The following is a 15,527-nucleotide window of genomic DNA, read 5'->3' as shown; positions in this document are numbered from 1 at the left end:
GCGTCCACCGCCTTCCCACTGGTAACCCCTAAACGCCAGCCCCGAGCCAGGGTTGCGCGGATACAATTTTGCCCTTTTCCTATAGGCTCTACCCCGAACGCCTAGCCCTGGAGTTGTAGTAAACACGTATGAACGAGAAGAACACTGAAGCAGAGGCCCCCGCCAAGGTTGCTGAGCCCAGTAGTGAGGTTAGCGAACCCGAACGAGAGGTTGGCGTCGGCCCCTGGGAGGGTCCCTGGCCCGAAGGGGACCACTGGGACCCCGAACTATTGCGCGAGGGTGACCGCCGTAACGTGGTAGATAAGTACCGCTACTGGCGCATGGAAGCAATCATTGCAGACCTCGACCAGCACCGGCATGAATTCCACGTAGCTATCGAGAACTGGCAACACGACCTGAACATCGGAACCGTGGTCCGCACCGCTAATGCTTTTCTCGCACGGGAGGTCCACATTATTGGTAGACGTCGCTGGAACCGCCGCGGTGCCATGGTGACCGACCGCTACCAGCATGTGCGCCATCACCCCACCATCGAAGACTTTCTGGCCTGGGCAGACTCCCAGGGTGTTGCTGTTATTGGGATTGATATTTTCCCTGATTCCCAACAGCTTGAAACCTACGACCTGCCCAAGAAATGCGTGCTGGTCTTTGGGCAGGAAGGCCCTGGGCTATCGCCCCAGATTCATGAGGCGGCGGTTGCTACCCTCTCCATTGAGCAGTTTGGCTCAACCCGTTCCATGAACGCGGCTTCTGCGGCGGCGGTTGCTATGCACGCCTGGATCCGCAGGCACGTCTTCGGGCAGAAAGTCTCCTAGCGGTTTTAGGTCATTAGATGCATACCCTCTAAGTGATGAGTGACTCAGAAATCCGTTCCAGGTAAAGAGCACCGGCCGGAGTCACCGTAAAATCTTTGCGTCTGGCTCCCGTACCGGGCACACTCACCGGTGTTATGGCCAGTAGGCTCAGTGAAGCTAAGCGCTTGAGGGTGCGGTAGAGGCCTCGCTCGGTGATGCTCCAACCCGTTTCAGCCTCAAAAACCTTATGAATTTCCTGGGCCGGGATAGGCCCCCTCTGGCTGATAATCCTTAGAAGCACCAGAGTTGTGGCTGACTTCTTGTAGACCTCAATCCAGGAGCCTGCCAGCTCTTCAACCCATTCCCGTTCAGCTGAGCCTAGCTTTTTCTCTGTGCTCATGAGACTACTTTTCTAACTCCCAGGACGCTGGTTTCCTCAAATCCGCGGCTACCGATGACGGCGAACATATGAATGAGTAGGCCCAGGCCCCAGAGCACCGGCATAGCAACGGCTGGCCCGCCCCAGGTAGCCAGCAGGATGCTCCGCTCCCAGATCCCAGAAGCGGCATCGATAGCAAAGTGCGTCAGATTACTGCAGGTCAGGAGGGTGTAGGTAAAAGCGTTAATGATGACTCCTCCGAAGCGGAGGCGTTCCAGGCCCTTGCCGAAGGTGATGGCGTGGGTGAGCATGAGCAGAAGGACTGCTATGGTTCCCAAGGCAACAATCAGCATGGTGGCCCAGGGATAGAAAACGGTCAGGGTATGCGTAACAATAACCACGGAGGTAGTAGCTAGGCAGTAGGGCATCATCGTTTTGAGAGCGGTATCTGGGCTTTTACGAGTGCGAATCAGCTTGCTCAAGGAAAAAGGGGAAGTGGACATGTGCATCGTCCTTAGCTTGTAGTGTACCTATGGTTCATAGAATGACTGTACCATAGGTACACTAAAGATGTGCTAGGGGTCGGGTCAGCAGAAACATAATTCATCACTCCCGGGCAGACCCTGACCTGCCAGCAGTTAAGGGCAAATTCAGAAGCCCAGCCAGCGGCACCCTTCCCCGAAACCGTTTGACTTAGTTGCTATGGGCAAAATGGTCCCGCAGGCTACCCTGGGCTACCATCTGGCCCTCAGCACCTTGCTCAAGGATGGCAGGTTTAGAGAATAGGGGCGCATGATATTTTTCAAGATCTTGGGTGCTGATATGAGGAAGACCAACCATATCTCCCCTAAAAACTCCCAGGTGGGCTAGCGCAAGCATACGCCAAGGTAGCGGCGGGGCTGGGTTCGTCCAAGCAGCCACCAGGTTAAAAATCTTTTCCCTGCCAGCCCTCTTAATTGTTTGAGAGGGGTGAAAGTCCAGCCAGCAGTCCTTTGAAAGAGCCAAGACCCCAAAATAGTCTGCCGCATATTCCGGGGCCAAAGCCGCCCCGTAACGATCCGCAGTATAGGTCTCTGTCCAATTCAACAGGTTCTTCAAGAACGGGATGGATTGGCTGACCGTAGTTGAAAACTCGTACCAGAGCGCCTGATGGTTAGCCGAAAGGTTACCGACTTCCCGGGCCAAGGCAAAATGGAGCGCACCCAGGGTACCATCTGGGCGAGGGGCATTGAGGAGGTCTGAATGAATGAGGATAACCGATTCGCCTCCCGCTTGCAGAGAATGAGACAGTCCCTCAAGACCCGGAACCACAACCACCAGAGGAGTCCGCTCTAAACCGGCATCGTGAGCTAGCCCCTCAAGGGTACTTAACACCTGGGGAAATTGCTGGCTATCAACTAGGCAGCCCTTGGTTTTTGATTGCGCGGACTTGAGCAGGCGAATAAATCCCAGGGCAAAAGGAAAAACAAGTGCCAGCACTACGAACTGATAAATCTCATCCAGGGCCTTTGTATCAAGAGCGCTGCTCATCTCTGGGAAGAAGAGGAAAACTCCAGCAATCGCTAAGGCCATACAAACAGTTAGAGACGTGAGCAAGACAGATAAAGTGAAGGCCAGCTTGTGCCAGCGATACCTTAAAGAGCGTTTTTCTAATCTACTCAGAGGATAATTCAAGGCCTTTGATTCCTATTGTCGTTTATTTCTACCCCCCCCCAGAAGGCTTCTGCTGAGAGGTTAACGTGCGTTCCACCGGTCCGGGAGTCAGTAGCGAGCTCAGATACAACCAGAAGGGGGCTGATAATTAAAGGTCGCCAGTCATGGAGGAGATGACATGCCCCGCGTCCACTTCACAAAGGCAGATATCGGGTAGATTGATAATCTGCACTCTCGTAGCTGGCTACCAGCAGTCTGCAAGGGTCGCTTCCCTGAACACACAAAGACGTGAGGTCTCAGCATGAACAAACCCCATATTACGGGTGATCACCTACAGAAATACAGTGCCACCCCCACCCAGTCCATCGATCAGATCCACCGATCCCGAGGCTCCCAGGCACCAGAGGTCGAAGCCAAGGAACGCACTAAGCGCTTGCTGGGACTTCTGGGTGGTCTGCTTCTTGCCCTCGTAATCTATTTCGCGATGCCAGCGGACCTATCCCACCCTGCCCGTCTCACCGCTGCCATGGCTGTGCTCATGGGTATCTGGTGGATGACAGAAGCACTACCTATCCCCGCCACCGCGCTCTTACCTTTAGTCGTTTTCCCTGTCCTGAACCCAGAGGTGAAAATTAATGAGGTAGGAGCTAGCTACGGCAACAGCATCATCTTCCTTTTCATGGGTGGCTTTCTGCTGGCGCTTGCCATGCAACGCTGGAACCTTCACCGCCGTATTGCCCTGCTCACTCTTAAATCTATGGGCACCAAATCGTCAACCATGGTAGCCGGTTTCATGATCGCCACCGGTTTTCTGTCCATGTGGGTTTCCAATACCGCTACCGCTGTCATGATGATCCCCATCGGAGTTTCAGTGCTCATGCTGATAGCCCAGGCAAGCGGGTCAACCCAGATACAGATTGAGGAGGGCGCTGCCGCAGAGAGCCAGCAGGTCAAGCAGGCTGTCATCAACTCCAATTTTGGGACCGCTCTGATGTTGGGGATAGCGTATGCGGCCTCTATTGGGTCCCTGGGAACTCTCATCGGAACCCCTCCTAATACCCTTCTAGCCGGTTATATGGCAGATACCCACGGTATCCAGATTGGCTTTGGTCAGTGGATGCTGGTGGGCGTTCCCCTGTCCATAGTTACCCTTTTTTGCTGCTGGTTCCTGCTAACTAAAGTATTTTTTAAACCAGAAATCAGCGAAATCCCCGGAGGCAAGAAACTTATTGCCCAGGAATACGCCAAGCTAGGCCCCATGGGGTCCGGCGAACTGCGAGTGCTCATTATCTTTATCGCCGCAGCTCTGGCCTGGATTTTTGTTCCCCTCATCTGGTCTAAACCAGCTCCTATCACAGATGCAGGTATCGCGGTGCTGGTGGGCCTTATCCTCTTTGCCCTCCCTGCCGGTGGGACAGCTCAGAAAGGTGTACGCCTGATTGATTGGGAGACAGCCACTAAACTTCCCTGGGGCGTTCTCTTGCTCTTTGGCGGGGGGCTAGCCCTTTCATCCCAGTTCACCGGATCGGGCCTCACTGATTGGATTGGCAAACTGGTAGGAGGTATGGGCGCAGTTCCTCTAGTGTTCCTTGTCTTGATGGTAACCGCCGGTGTTATTTTCCTGACCGAGCTGACGTCCAATACCGCAACGGCAGCTACCTTCCTGCCTGTTGCCGGTGGTATTGCGATGGGTATGGGCCAGGCGCCTATGGTTCTAGCTATTCCTGTTGCTTTGGCGGCAACCTGCGCTTTTATGCTGCCTGTTGCAACCCCGCCCAACGCCATCGCCTACGGGTCTGGTTATGTGACCATTGGGCAGATGGTCAAGGGAGGTCTTTGGCTGAACATTTTCTGTATTGTGGCCATCACCGCAGTGACCATGACTTTAGCTGTCTGGGTCTTTGGCTTATAGGTTGAGCCGAAGCTAGAGCCCTCTAGCTGCCTGCCCCTGAATTCGGAGGTCCGGTAGCTGGAGGGTTCCCTGCTTTTGTGATCTTGCCTGGCAGTTGGTGGCCTGGCAGGCAAACCCATAAAAAACAACATTATTTTCCACTTATCACCGATTAGAGGGGGAAGGTGCCTGGTATTTACACCAAAACACATTGTTTTGAGTGGGTTTATGCCCGAAATTAATGTGGGAAAGCTCCCCATTGCACCGCTACCCTTGGTAAACTGGGAACCAGGCAGGCGCCCACCTCTGCACCTTAGACGGGTCGGGGGAGCGGGCACCAACTCACAGCAGGCCGCCAACCGGGTGGCCCAACCCAACATATGAGGAGTCAGCATGCCTATTGCAACCCCCGAAGTCTACGCAGAAATGCTCGAAAACGCCCGCTCTAAGGGCTTTGCCTACCCCGCCGTTAACGTAACCTCATCACAGACCCTCAACGCAGCCATCGCCGGTTTCGCTGAGGCAGGCTCAGACGGCATCATCCAGGCTTCTACCGGTGGCGCAGCCTACTGGTCGGGCTCCACCAAGAAGAACATGGTTGCTGGCTCACTTGCTTTTGCCGCGTACGCACGCGAAGTTGCTAAGCAGTACGACGTCAACATTGCTCTGCACACCGACCACTGCCCCAAGGACAAGCTGGACGGATTCGTCCTGCCCCTGCTCGAAGAGTCAGAGAAGGCCGTAGCTCGCGGTGAAGCCCCCATCTTCAACTCACACATGTGGGACGGCTCCGCTATCTCCCTGGAAGAGAACCTGGAAATCGCTCAGCAACTGATCGCTCGCACCGCTAAAACCGGTCAGGTTCTGGAAGTTGAAATCGGCGCTGTGGGCGGCGAGGAAGACGGCGTTGAGGGCGCTATCGACGATTCCCTCTACACCACTGTTGAGGACGCCATCAAGACCGTTGAGGCTATCGGCCTGGGCGAAAAGGGCACCTACATGGCAGCTCTGACCTTCGGTAACGTCCACGGCGTCTACAAGCCCGGTAACGTCCACCTACGCCCCGAACTGCTCAAGGAAATCCAGACCGAGGTCGGCGCTAAGTACGGCAAGGGCGAAAAGCCCTTCTTCCTGGTCTTCCACGGCGGCTCAGGTTCCACCGAGCAGGAGATTGCAGATGCAGTTTCCTACGGTGTTATCAAGATGAACATCGACACCGACACCCAGTATGCCTACACCCGTCCTGTAGCCGATCATATGTTCCGCAACTACGATGGTGTGCTCAAGGTAGATGGCGAAGTTGGCAACAAGAAGACCTACGACCCCCGCGTATGGGGTGCTGCAGCTGAGGCTGGTATGACCGCTCGTGTGGTTGAAGCCGCTCAGCAGCTCGGCTCTGTTGGCACCTCCCTCAAGTAGTCTCTGCCGGTAGAGACTCGCTTACCGAGGTGAGCTAAGGCGCCGGCCGCCCCTGTAGTGGGGCGGCCGGCGCCTTTATCTGTTCGGTTTCTTTCTGGTAAAAACCGCTGCTTTTACGTTTTAGCTGTATGCCCTGGCGACCCTTAAACGTAAAAAGCGGCGTTTTTACGTTTAAGAGTTAGCTAAGGTAGGTGCTAAAACGTAAAAAGATCGGTTTTTAAGAGGTAGGAGGTAAACCAGATGAAGAAGTATAAGTCCCTTAAATCTGTCTTCCACCAAGATGACCGTTCTACAGCAGAGCAGGAAGCTCAGCGCAGGCGAAGCAATGGGTTCGAGACCAACTTTGAGATGAACGGGAACAAACTGTTCTACACTGTGACCCCTCAGCTCTTACTCTTGCAAGAGCAAGTCTTGCTGAATGAACGCACTTTAGAAGCACTTGCGGCGGATATCCCCCCAGTTGCCCGGCGTAGCTATCTTTATGAGCTTATTACCCAGGAGATTACTGCAAGCCATGAGATTGAGGGGGTTCGCTCCACCCGGCACGAGATTCAGCAGGCTCTTGAAGCGGAGCCGCGTGAGAATAGGAAATTCCGGCAAACTGCTAGGCTCTATCTGGAACTTTCAGACGGCCAGGTCAAAGCTCCTACAACTTTAGAAGAGATTCGGGAGATTTATGACCGCCTATTTGGTGCTGAGATTGCGACAGAAGACAGGCCAGATGGGGACCTGTTTAGGCTAAATCCGGTATATGTCTATGACGGTGCAGATAAAGGTATTCATGCTGGGTCTGCCACCGAAGAGGACATAAATAAACAGCTCCAAGCCATGCTGGATCACCTTGCAGATGATGAAGCGCCTTCTCTCCTGTCGAGGGTGGTCTCGCACTTCATGTTTGAGGCTGTACACCCTTTCTACGACGGCAACGGCAGATTGGGTAGGTTCCTACTGAGCGTTCAGCTCCAGGAAGTTTTTTCTGCTTATACCGTGCTGACGCTCTCTTACCTCATCAACTAGAGGAGAGCCGAATACTATAAGGCCTTTACGGAGGTGGAAGAGCCGCTCAACATGGCTGACGCCACTTCTTTTGTCCAGACTATGCTCGGTTTTATCCGGGATGCCCAACAGAGGCTTATTGACGATTTTGTAGACAAAAAGTATCTCATGGAGGGCCTTAAATTTCATGTACACCATTTGTCGCAGTCTGCTGAGCTACCGCAGGATACCGTTTCTACGCTCTTTATTCTTGGCCAAGTTCACCTCTTTGGTGGTGAACGAGGGCTGGATTGGGATACTTTGAGCGAGGTAATAGGTAAGTCAAGGAGCACCACCCGAAAGTACATCACAGAGTTAGAGGAGCAGGGGCTTGCCCAGCGAGTTTCTTCCCGGCCTCTACGTATTAGGCTGAGCGAGAAGGGTCTTGCGCTTCTGTTCCCGGAACAATGACCTTGTAATTCTAAGGTGCCGGCCGCCCCTGCATAGGGGCGGTAGCTTGCAGGCTGTTAAGCGCCGGGTTTCCCGGTGTGAACAGCCGGTTAAAGCGGGCTTGGGCAGGGTTCCTCTTCCCTGCGACTGTTGATCTGCCTCGCGCTAGCTGCTGCACTCTTAGGGCCTGCGAGTAGACTGTTGTGTAATTACAACTTTTCACAAAAGGAGCACCGCATGTCACTTGCCGGTAAGAACCTACTAGATGGCCCTGCCCCCACTTACCTGCCGGAAAACCCGGATCTGGATGCCCGCATCGCAGCTGGTGATACGCCGCAAGAGCTGGCCCAGGCCTTCCCTAAGTCCTCACTGGCATGGGCTCTACTGGCTGAGGAAGCGCTCGCGGCTGGCCGTACCGTGGAGGCTTACGCTTACGCCCGTGTAGGCTACCACCGCGGGCTTGATGCCCTCCGAGGTAATGGTTGGCGCGGCCACGGCCCCATCCCTGTGGCCCACCAACCTAACCGGGGCTTCCTTCTGGCGCTACTGCTGCTGGGGCAAACTGCCGCTGTGATAGGTGAGACCGATGAGGCTGAGCGTATTGATACTTTCCTCAAGGATTCAGACCCTCAGGCGGTGACTGTGCTCACAGGTCAGGGGTAGAGTCTGGTCTTGATGAGCACAGAGGCCCTTCATAGTGAGTTATAAAGGTGAGGTGGCTTGTGGGCGTCAAAGGAAAAGGCGTAGGCTGAAACCAGCATTTTTCAACGACGAAAATGAATGGAAGACACCTCTCATGCGCATTGGCGTACCCCGCGAAATCAAGCCCCAGGAACAGCGCGTTGGGCTGACCCCTGACGGCGTTCTTGCTCTCACCCAAGCAGGCCATCAGATCTTTATTGAGAAGGACGCTGGCCTGGGTGCTGGCTTCTCCAACGACGAGTACGAGCGGGTCGGCGCCCAGCTGGTCAGTCAGGACCAAGCCTGGTCACAGGCTGAACTCCTGGTCAAGGTCAAGGAACCCATCGAAGCCGAGTACAAGTATCTGCGTGAAGATCTGACCCTCTTCACCTACCTGCACCTGGCAGCAGACAAGCCCCTGACTGAGGCTCTGCTGACCGCTAAGACTCGCGGTATCGCCTACGAGACCGTTCGTAGCGGGCGTGCCCTGCCCTTGCTACTGCCCATGAGCGAAGTTGCTGGCCGCCTGGCCGCCCAGGCTGCCGCCCAGTACACTATGGGAACCGAAGGCGGGCAGGGTTTGCTCCTGGGCGGTGTGCCGGGTGTAGCGCCTGCACGGGTGGTTGTACTCGGTGGAGGTAACGTGGGTACCCAAGCCGCTAAGCTCTCGGTTGGCCTCGGTGCAGAGGTTACCATTCTGGAAGGCTACGGCCCTCGTGTCCGCGAGCTAGCTGACCTCTTCGGTTCAACAGCCCGCGTCTTGCACTCAACCCCCGCCAATATTGAGCGTGAAATTGCCGGTGCGGATGTCATTATCGGCTCTATTCTGGTACCTGGCGCTAAGGCCCCTAAGGTGGTTCGTCGTGAGCACCTTGAAACCCTCAAGCCTGGTGCCCTGCTCATTGATGTAGCTATTGATCAGGGCGGTTGCTTTGAGACGTCCCGCCCCACCACTTACGCTGATCCTATCTTTGAGGTCGAGGGTATCCGCCACTACTGCGTTGCTAATATGCCTGGCGCTGTGCCCCGTACCTCTACTATTGCGCTAACCGACGCTACCCTGCCTTACGTGCTGAAACTGGCGGAAGGTGTTGACGCTGCGCTGGCGCAGAACCCTGACCTGGCGCTTGGACTGAACACCGATGCCGGCAGGATTAGTTGCCCTGCGGTCGCTGAAGCCTTCCCGGACCTGGCAGGCTAGACCTAGTTCTAGGGCCTGCCGATAGAAGCCCCTGCTATCTCTCTGTTTGAGCGAGGTAGCGGGGGCTTTATCTGGTTTTGACGATTCGGGGGCTTTAGCGGTTAGCCAGCTTTTGGTCCCTGGGGGAGGACCGGCATGAGCTTACGGAAAATACGGTAGAGGGCAAAAGTCGCAACTGCTTGAGACAGGAAGATGCTGGCGATGAGTGTAGATGAATCATCGAGAGGCAGGAGTCTAGTAACTGCGTAACTGATGAAGATACTTCCCATAATTGCAAGCAGAACGATGCCCGCACTGTACCAGGCCAATCTACCCCTGGTAGGGGGATTCATGGTGCGAACTCCTAGTAAGCCAATGACAACCGACAGGGCCCCAATCCAGGTATTCTCCGAAAAGTCTAACCATACGAGAACGCTTAATCCCAGTGCGGCAAGAAGAGAGGGGCGTGGGGATGCTCCGAACATAATCCGGGTTTTGTGGGTGGGAGTTTCTGCCGTCATTACTTTTCTTCTCGTGCAAGGTGGTAGCCGGGGGTAAGGGTTTTGCTAGTTGCAGCTACCTGCTTTGGTGCCTTTCCATCAGTATAGTGATGTGCGACATGTTGAGAAAGGTGGGGGTTGTTGCTTGGGGCCAAAGAAAAGGGCCGCAACCTGTTGGTTGCGGCCCTTTCCCCATACACACACATTTCTCATGAACCGCCCCTTGCGGGGCGACGCCTCAGAGGTTCACACACGTTCTCTGAAAAGGTGACTCATCGTCACGGTGAGATTATTAGTCTCTTGAAGGTTGCGGGGTTTTCTCTCCTCGTCCTTGTGTTTTAACTATGGCACCCTAACCTAGGTGGGGAGTACAGGAAGCCTGTGTGTAAGCTAGGAAAAGTTTTGGGGTGAAGTATTTTGGGTGGTGGCGACCACTGATTTAGGTGCCGGGGCAACCCCAGGCTTGTGGGTTCTGCTCGCAATCATCTGCGACAAGACCCGCTTTGACCCGCCATACGCGGACGAGCTGGGGGTCAGTGGAGCGTTCGACGGTCCCATCGATAACCTGCCAGGGTCCACCGTTGACGGAGTATTCACCGCGGTAGCTGGTGGTAATGGTGAACTGGTAGTCCCCGGGCTCTGTGTATTTGTGGGAGGTGTCTGTGGGCTGATCCCAGATATCTTCACCTAGCTGGTAGCCGGGGTAGTTGATTGGCCCTAGAGTTGTGCCGTCACCGTAATGGAAGGTGTATGAAACGGGGGTAGCTCGCAGGGAGACTTCTTGCCCGGCAATGGTGCGGGTAAATTCTTGGGGGTTAGGGTCAGCCCAGAAGTTGGTGTTGTAGTTTTTGAGGGTGTGCGGTGCTCGTTCTTGGTGAGCTTGTGCGGGGGCGACCGGGAAGGTGTTGAAATCTTCTACGCTCAGGATAACTTGTGTGGCACGTAGGACGGTTTGTCCGTCTACTTCTGTGGCTTCTAAACCTGCTGCTTCAAGGTCTTCTGGCGTGAGGGGGACACAACCTCTGAGTCCGCTAGGGGTGTTGTAGGGCGTATCTGCCCCATCGCCCCAATCGGGAGGAACCAATGCCATGATGCCAATTTGATCTCCCTCGGTCAAGCAATAACTCCCACTCTGAGGGCCACCATTTACTAGAAGCCGCGCACGTCTGTCATTCGGGTCCTTACGCTCCCGGAAGTGAAGGATCTGAACGGCTGAGCCGATATCTGAGGTTGGTGGTTCGACAGGATTTGGGGGCGGTATCTTATTGCTAACGCCTCCAGAAAACCCATTGATAAATTTTTCTTCTTTATTTTTTATATGTACTCCAAATTCGTTATTCGATGAGTTGCCGCTATCTTCTGCGGAAGCCGGCACCCAGGATGATAAAAATAAAATAATGATTAATGAAATCTGGAATTTTTTAGCCATTCTGCGACTCCAGAATGTCTGCAGTCACCACAGCCCAGTGATTATTTTTAAACTTAACCTTTAGTTCAATTCCATTATAAATATAATCCGAGTTATCAAATACTTGAGCTTTTCCATCTGACCAAAGAACCAGGTTTTCTACGTCAAAATTACAACCTATTGAGTAGGCTCCATTCCCATCTGAAGTAAGAAGGTCCTTGTTATAGTGGATTTGCCTAGTTCCGCCTATTACCCATCCACCTGAGTTATAGATTTCATCAAGTGATTCATAAAATTCTAATTCTTGTGTATAGGATTCATCTACGAGCTTGGTAATCTCTGTGACGTCCCCGGTTTGCATAGCGTAGTTGCGCAAATCATTCCAGTAATTAATGAATAGCTCCATGCCTTCCGTTGTCTCAACATTCATACCTTCGGGTTTAACCGGTTTGGGGACGTTTTGGGCCGGACCGAACTCGTCTGCCGGGCGGTACTCACCGTCGGGGGCCTTGGATCCACCGGAGTAGTGCTCAGTTTCTTGAGCTGTTGCGCTAGCACTCACGCTACTGCTAGCACCGCTTGCACTACTGGCTGAGCTGCTATCTGAGGGCTCTGGGATTGAACCAGTCTTTTGTTCACCGCAACCTGTGAGGACCAGGAGGGCAAGAGCGGTCAAGGTCAGGGTTCGTTGTGCGGTGCGCATTGAGTCCTCCTGGGACATATTTGTGACTAGGGTGTATGTGTTCGTTTATAGTGCTGGACACCTGACTTGGCAAGGACCTGGGGCGATTAGACCGTTTTTGACAGCAGATTACGCCCAATGTAGCTGGTCTATCCACAGATCTGACATAAAACTAGGGCCCCTAGCTGAGGGCTATAGCAGTAGCCGCGTAACGGCTCAGAGCATGGCTGAAGTATGCTGCATATATGAGTAATAAACAGGTTCTCCCCATCGGTCTGTACGAAACTCTTAAGACTCGTCGGATGCTCTCCCAAGCTCTCCCCATCGAGTCTGAATGGATCGAGTCAGAGATCCCTGCCGATGACTCTGAGCATGTTTCTTCGTTAGCGCGTTATCTTGCACAACAAGTTGTTGCGAAACTTGAACAAACCGAGGCTCACGAGCGCATTATGCTCATCAACTCTCTCCTTAACCATTTGGAAGAAGAGCAGGCTGAATCTGACGAAGTCCTAACGCTAGAGAGCCAGAAAAAAGTGGGTTCTCTAGTTCAGCTCACCGAACTCAAACCCCTGCACCAAGAAAAGCCTCTAAGCCGTCCCAATACTCCGCTGAGCAATGTTGCACTGTTGACGAACAACCCGAAAGAGCCTCGGCTAGGCGACGAACTTAAGAGAGAGCTAGAGAGCGCCGATCGTGTTGATCTGCTGTGTTCCTTCCTCAAATTAACTGGTGTTAACGTTCTTGCACCGCAACTTAACATCCTAAAAAAGCGGGGTATCCCCTTCCGCGTCATTACTACAACCTACATGGGAGCTAGTGACCGTAAAGCCGTCGATAAGCTGGTGAAAGAATACGGGGCACAGGTCAAGATTAGCTACGAGAAAAATTCAACTCGATTACATGCGAAAGCCTGGCTCTTTCACCGTAATACGGGCTTCTCAACAGGATATGTAGGCAGTTCAAATCTTTCACATGCTGCACTCACCGATGGCCTTGAATGGAACGTCAGAATATCCAATATTGTTACCCCCGGCATTCTCCGGCAATTCAATGCGGCTTTTGAAAGCTATTGGGAATCCCACCAGTTTGAAAGCTACACAGGGTCAGATGAAGACCGCAAAAAGCTTGATAAGTCGCTAGAACAAGCAAAAATAGGTACAGGCGCATCAGCGCGCCCGAACCTTGGGATTAACTTTTCATACGTTGATGTTCACCCCTACCCGCATCAAGCCATTATGCTTGATGAGCTTCAAGCGGAGAGGCAAAAAGGCCACCACCGGAACCTTGCCGTAGCTGCTACAGGTACAGGTAAAACGATCTTCTCAGCTCTTGACTACAAGAGGTTGTGCGAAGACGCTGGCCGCCGCCTGCGCCTTCTTTTTATCGCTCACCAGTCTGAGATTCTGAACCAGTCACAGAGTGCTTTTGCCACGGTCATGCGTGATGCTAACTTTGGTGAGCAATACTTCGGAGGTATGGTCCCCGAATATAATGACCAGGTCTTTGCAACGATTCAGACCCTTGCAGGCACTGGTAGCGAACGATTTAAACCAGACCACTTTGACGTAGTTATCGTTGATGAATTCCACCACGCCTCGGCCCCTACCTATCAAAAAATTCTTAATTATTTCCAGCCTCAAGAGCTATTAGGTCTTACTGCCACCCCTGAACGAACAGATGGCAAGAACGTTGCTGCTGAATACTTTGACGGGTGCCTTGCTACCCAGCTTCGTCTTTGGGACGCACTTGAAGCCGACCTGCTGGTTCCTTTTCACTACTACGGCATTAACGACGCAACAGACCTTAGTAGCCTCACCTTTGAGCGAGGAAGTTATCGGGACAGTGAATTGTCACGGTATTACCTCGAGAATAAGCGGCGGGTAAGCCTTATCCTGCAGCAGATTGATGAAAAAATTGCTAACCCTGGAAGTATGCGAGCCATTGGCTTTTGCGTAGATAGAGAACATGCTCGGTATATGGCCGAGGAGTTTAATAAAGCCCACTTACCGGCTACGTATCTCCTTGGCAATGATAGCGCAGACCGGCGCCGCGAGGTTATCTCGCAGCTTAAAGACCCTGAACATGAGCTGACTACAGTTTTCACAGTGAACCTGTTCAACGAAGGTGTAGATATTCCTGAAGTGGACACGCTGTTGATGCTTCGCCCTACTCAGTCACCGACTCTTTTTCAACAGCAACTTGGCCGTGGTCTACGCAGGTCCCCTGATAAGGCAGTCTTGGTTGTACTTGATTTCGTGGGTAACCAAGCCAAAGGGTTTAGGTTTGACCTTAAGATGCGTTCCCTAACTCGTACTGGTGTAGTTACACCCGGCGAGGTCGAAAACCCACATCTTCCACCGGGCTGCAGCATCCAGCTCGATAAGAAAACTCAAGAACAGGTGCTAAAAAGCATCAAAGATGCTCTTAACCCCAAAATCGAAGTTCTGGCCGATAACCTCAAGGTATTTGTTGAAGAACAGAAGAAAAAGAACTTTGAAGTTATCGTCACGGATCTGTTGGAACCCTACCTCGAACAGTACGGTCTTGAACTTGCTCATATCTATGGGCGGAAGACAAAGAACGGTAAAGGTTTAACATTTACCTTCCTGTTGGACCAGGCAGGGCAAATTCCCAGAATCCCAGAACTTTATGAAAAGGGATCAGTCGTTGAGCATCTTTCCAATCGGATTAAGTCCTTGGCTAATGTTAATGACGAAGAGCGAGCCTCTGTTTATCAACGGCTTTTGACAACTGATGTGTTGGAAAAGGACCTTAGCCTACGGGAGAAACGTTTTGCCTGGATGCTCCTTTTTTCCTTCTGGCCTAATGGAAAGATAGGAAAGGAAGAAAAGAAATTTACCCTAGACCAAGGGCTGGGTGAGCTCCGCCAGCACCCTTATTTCATTCAGGAGCTCCTACAGATCTGGGCCTACCGTCTGGGGACGGATAGGCATGCACCCCAAAAATCACTGACTATTTCACAAGATATTCCGCTGAGCACACACGCCTATTACTCACGTGAAGAGATTTTTGCTGCAATAGGCCTGCACGAGAACGAAAAGAGGTCCGTTCCCGCGGGCGCAGTGCAGGGTGTCTACGAGTCACAGGCAACGAATACCATCGCTTTGTTGGTCAACCTCAGTAAGTCTGAGAAACATTTCACTCCCGAAACCATGTACAAAGATTATGCGGTGACTGAAAGAGAATTCGCATGGGACTCCCAGAATTCAACTGACCCAGAGAGTCGCCTCGGGCAGATTTACCAGCATCACGGTGAGCTGGGGCGGGCGCCCTTGCTTTTTATACGCTATACCAAAGAAGACGGGATTGGCACTGCTCCCTATATATTCGCAGGTCCGGTGACCTACCTGTCCCATAGCGGTTCAAAGCCGATGCATATTAAGTGGGAGCTTGAGCGTCCTATACCGGCAGACCTTTTTGCCCTGGCTCGGTCTACAGCATAACTGGGGCCCGTCATTTGCGGGTGGGCAGGTCTTTTATGGGTGTTGCAGGCG

The 15,527-nt window shown here is 53.0% G+C and carries 14 protein-coding genes; 8 read left to right on the top strand and 6 right to left on the bottom strand.

Annotation, left to right across the window (positions count from 1 at the left end; translation table 11 throughout):
• Positions 1-128: 128 nt before the first annotated feature.
• Complete coding sequence (locus ACN085_RS06455) at positions 129-815, top strand: TrmH family RNA methyltransferase (protein WP_419098984.1); 687 nt, start codon at positions 129-131, stop codon at positions 813-815.
• A 28-nt stretch (positions 816-843) separates the two neighbouring features.
• Here the strand turns inward: ACN085_RS06455 and ACN085_RS06450 are convergent, their stop codons facing one another.
• From ACN085_RS06450 to ACN085_RS06440, 3 genes are all read right to left on the bottom strand, one after another.
• Positions 844-1,194 carry a PadR family transcriptional regulator gene (locus ACN085_RS06450; RefSeq protein WP_419110962.1) on the bottom strand — a complete coding sequence of 117 codons (351 nt, stop codon included), beginning with the start codon at positions 1,192-1,194 and terminating at the stop codon, positions 844-846.
• Positions 1,191-1,676 carry a hypothetical protein gene (locus ACN085_RS06445; RefSeq protein WP_419110961.1) on the bottom strand — a complete coding sequence of 162 codons (486 nt, stop codon included), beginning with the start codon at positions 1,674-1,676 and terminating at the stop codon, positions 1,191-1,193. The genes ACN085_RS06450 and ACN085_RS06445 overlap by 4 nt, the downstream gene beginning before the upstream one ends.
• A 190-nt stretch (positions 1,677-1,866) precedes the next feature.
• Entirely contained in the window at positions 1,867-2,745 is an 879-nt protein-coding gene (locus tag ACN085_RS06440) for a hypothetical protein (protein ID WP_419110960.1), read from the bottom strand.
• A 382-nt stretch (positions 2,746-3,127) separates the two neighbouring features.
• Here ACN085_RS06440 and ACN085_RS06435 point away from each other — a divergent pair, with 382 nt between their 5' ends.
• The 6 genes from ACN085_RS06435 (at position 3,128) to ald (ending at position 9,443) form a co-directional block, all read left to right on the top strand.
• Complete coding sequence (locus ACN085_RS06435; RefSeq protein WP_419098986.1) at positions 3,128-4,738, top strand: SLC13 family permease; 1,611 nt, start codon at positions 3,128-3,130, stop codon at positions 4,736-4,738.
• A gap of 372 nt (positions 4,739-5,110) precedes the next feature.
• The gene (gene fbaA / locus ACN085_RS06430) at positions 5,111-6,136 is read left to right on the top strand and encodes a class II fructose-bisphosphate aldolase (protein ID WP_419098987.1); all 1,026 of its coding nucleotides are present in this window, start codon (positions 5,111-5,113) and stop codon (positions 6,134-6,136) included.
• 240 nt (positions 6,137-6,376) lie between these two features.
• Positions 6,377-7,153 (top strand): Fic family protein, encoded by a 777-nt coding sequence (locus tag ACN085_RS06425; protein ID WP_419110959.1) that lies wholly within the window; start codon positions 6,377-6,379, stop codon positions 7,151-7,153.
• A 51-nt stretch (positions 7,154-7,204) separates the two neighbouring features.
• Complete coding sequence (locus tag ACN085_RS06420; protein WP_419110958.1) at positions 7,205-7,582, top strand: hypothetical protein; 378 nt, start codon at positions 7,205-7,207, stop codon at positions 7,580-7,582.
• A gap of 216 nt (positions 7,583-7,798) precedes the next feature.
• Positions 7,799-8,224 (top strand): DUF3151 domain-containing protein, encoded by a 426-nt coding sequence (locus ACN085_RS06415; protein ID WP_419098989.1) that lies wholly within the window; start codon positions 7,799-7,801, stop codon positions 8,222-8,224.
• A 133-nt stretch (positions 8,225-8,357) separates the two neighbouring features.
• Complete coding sequence (gene ald, locus ACN085_RS06410) at positions 8,358-9,443, top strand: alanine dehydrogenase (RefSeq protein ID WP_419104145.1); 1,086 nt, start codon at positions 8,358-8,360, stop codon at positions 9,441-9,443.
• A gap of 101 nt (positions 9,444-9,544) precedes the next feature.
• On the opposite strand, the gene ACN085_RS06405 is transcribed toward ald, so the two are convergent.
• From ACN085_RS06405 to ACN085_RS06395, 3 genes are all read right to left on the bottom strand, one after another.
• Entirely contained in the window at positions 9,545-9,943 is a 399-nt protein-coding gene (locus ACN085_RS06405) for a hypothetical protein (RefSeq protein WP_419110957.1), read from the bottom strand.
• 418 nt (positions 9,944-10,361) lie between these two features.
• Positions 10,362-11,012, bottom strand: coding sequence for a hypothetical protein (locus ACN085_RS06400; RefSeq protein ID WP_419098992.1), 651 nt, complete (start codon positions 11,010-11,012; stop codon positions 10,362-10,364).
• A gap of 331 nt (positions 11,013-11,343) precedes the next feature.
• The gene (locus ACN085_RS06395; RefSeq protein WP_419110956.1) at positions 11,344-12,033 is read right to left on the bottom strand and encodes a DUF6318 family protein; all 690 of its coding nucleotides are present in this window, start codon (positions 12,031-12,033) and stop codon (positions 11,344-11,346) included.
• Between the two features lie 224 nt (positions 12,034-12,257).
• Here ACN085_RS06395 and ACN085_RS06390 point away from each other — a divergent pair, with 224 nt between their 5' ends.
• On the top strand, positions 12,258-15,476 hold the full coding sequence (locus ACN085_RS06390; protein ID WP_419110955.1) for a DUF3427 domain-containing protein: 3,219 nt from the start codon (positions 12,258-12,260) through the stop codon (positions 15,474-15,476).
• Positions 15,477-15,527 lie beyond the last annotated feature (51 nt).

The sequence above is a fragment of the Rothia sp. P4278 genome, assembly GCF_048512945.1.
Classification (GTDB): Bacteria; Actinomycetota; Actinomycetes; order Actinomycetales; family Micrococcaceae; genus Rothia.
The sequence above is the reverse complement of the archived record's forward strand: the minus strand, read 5'-3'. Positions and strand labels throughout refer to the sequence as shown.

Coding starts and splice junctions, on each gene's coding strand:
- ACN085_RS06395 (WP_419110956.1), bottom strand. CDS start 12,033: ATGCGCACCGCACAACGAACCCTGACCTTGACCGCTCTTGCCCTCCTG.
- ACN085_RS06450 (WP_419110962.1), bottom strand. CDS start 1,194: ATGAGCACAGAGAAAAAGCTAGGCTCAGCTGAACGGGAATGGGTTGAA.
- ACN085_RS06405 (WP_419110957.1), bottom strand. CDS start 9,943: ATGACGGCAGAAACTCCCACCCACAAAACCCGGATTATGTTCGGAGCA.
- ACN085_RS06400 (WP_419098992.1), bottom strand. CDS start 11,012: ATGGCATTGGTTCCTCCCGATTGGGGCGATGGGGCAGATACGCCCTAC.
- ACN085_RS06440 (WP_419110960.1), bottom strand. CDS start 2,745: ATGGCCTTAGCGATTGCTGGAGTTTTCCTCTTCTTCCCAGAGATGAGC.
- ACN085_RS06420 (WP_419110958.1), top strand. CDS start 7,205: ATGGCTGACGCCACTTCTTTTGTCCAGACTATGCTCGGTTTTATCCGG.
- ACN085_RS06415 (WP_419098989.1), top strand. CDS start 7,799: ATGTCACTTGCCGGTAAGAACCTACTAGATGGCCCTGCCCCCACTTAC.
- ACN085_RS06445 (WP_419110961.1), bottom strand. CDS start 1,676: ATGTCCACTTCCCCTTTTTCCTTGAGCAAGCTGATTCGCACTCGTAAA.
- ACN085_RS06435 (WP_419098986.1), top strand. CDS start 3,128: ATGAACAAACCCCATATTACGGGTGATCACCTACAGAAATACAGTGCC.
- ACN085_RS06390 (WP_419110955.1), top strand. CDS start 12,258: ATGAGTAATAAACAGGTTCTCCCCATCGGTCTGTACGAAACTCTTAAG.
- ACN085_RS06455 (WP_419098984.1), top strand. CDS start 129: ATGAACGAGAAGAACACTGAAGCAGAGGCCCCCGCCAAGGTTGCTGAG.
- fbaA (WP_419098987.1), top strand. CDS start 5,111: ATGCCTATTGCAACCCCCGAAGTCTACGCAGAAATGCTCGAAAACGCC.
- ald (WP_419104145.1), top strand. CDS start 8,358: ATGCGCATTGGCGTACCCCGCGAAATCAAGCCCCAGGAACAGCGCGTT.
- ACN085_RS06425 (WP_419110959.1), top strand. CDS start 6,377: ATGAAGAAGTATAAGTCCCTTAAATCTGTCTTCCACCAAGATGACCGT.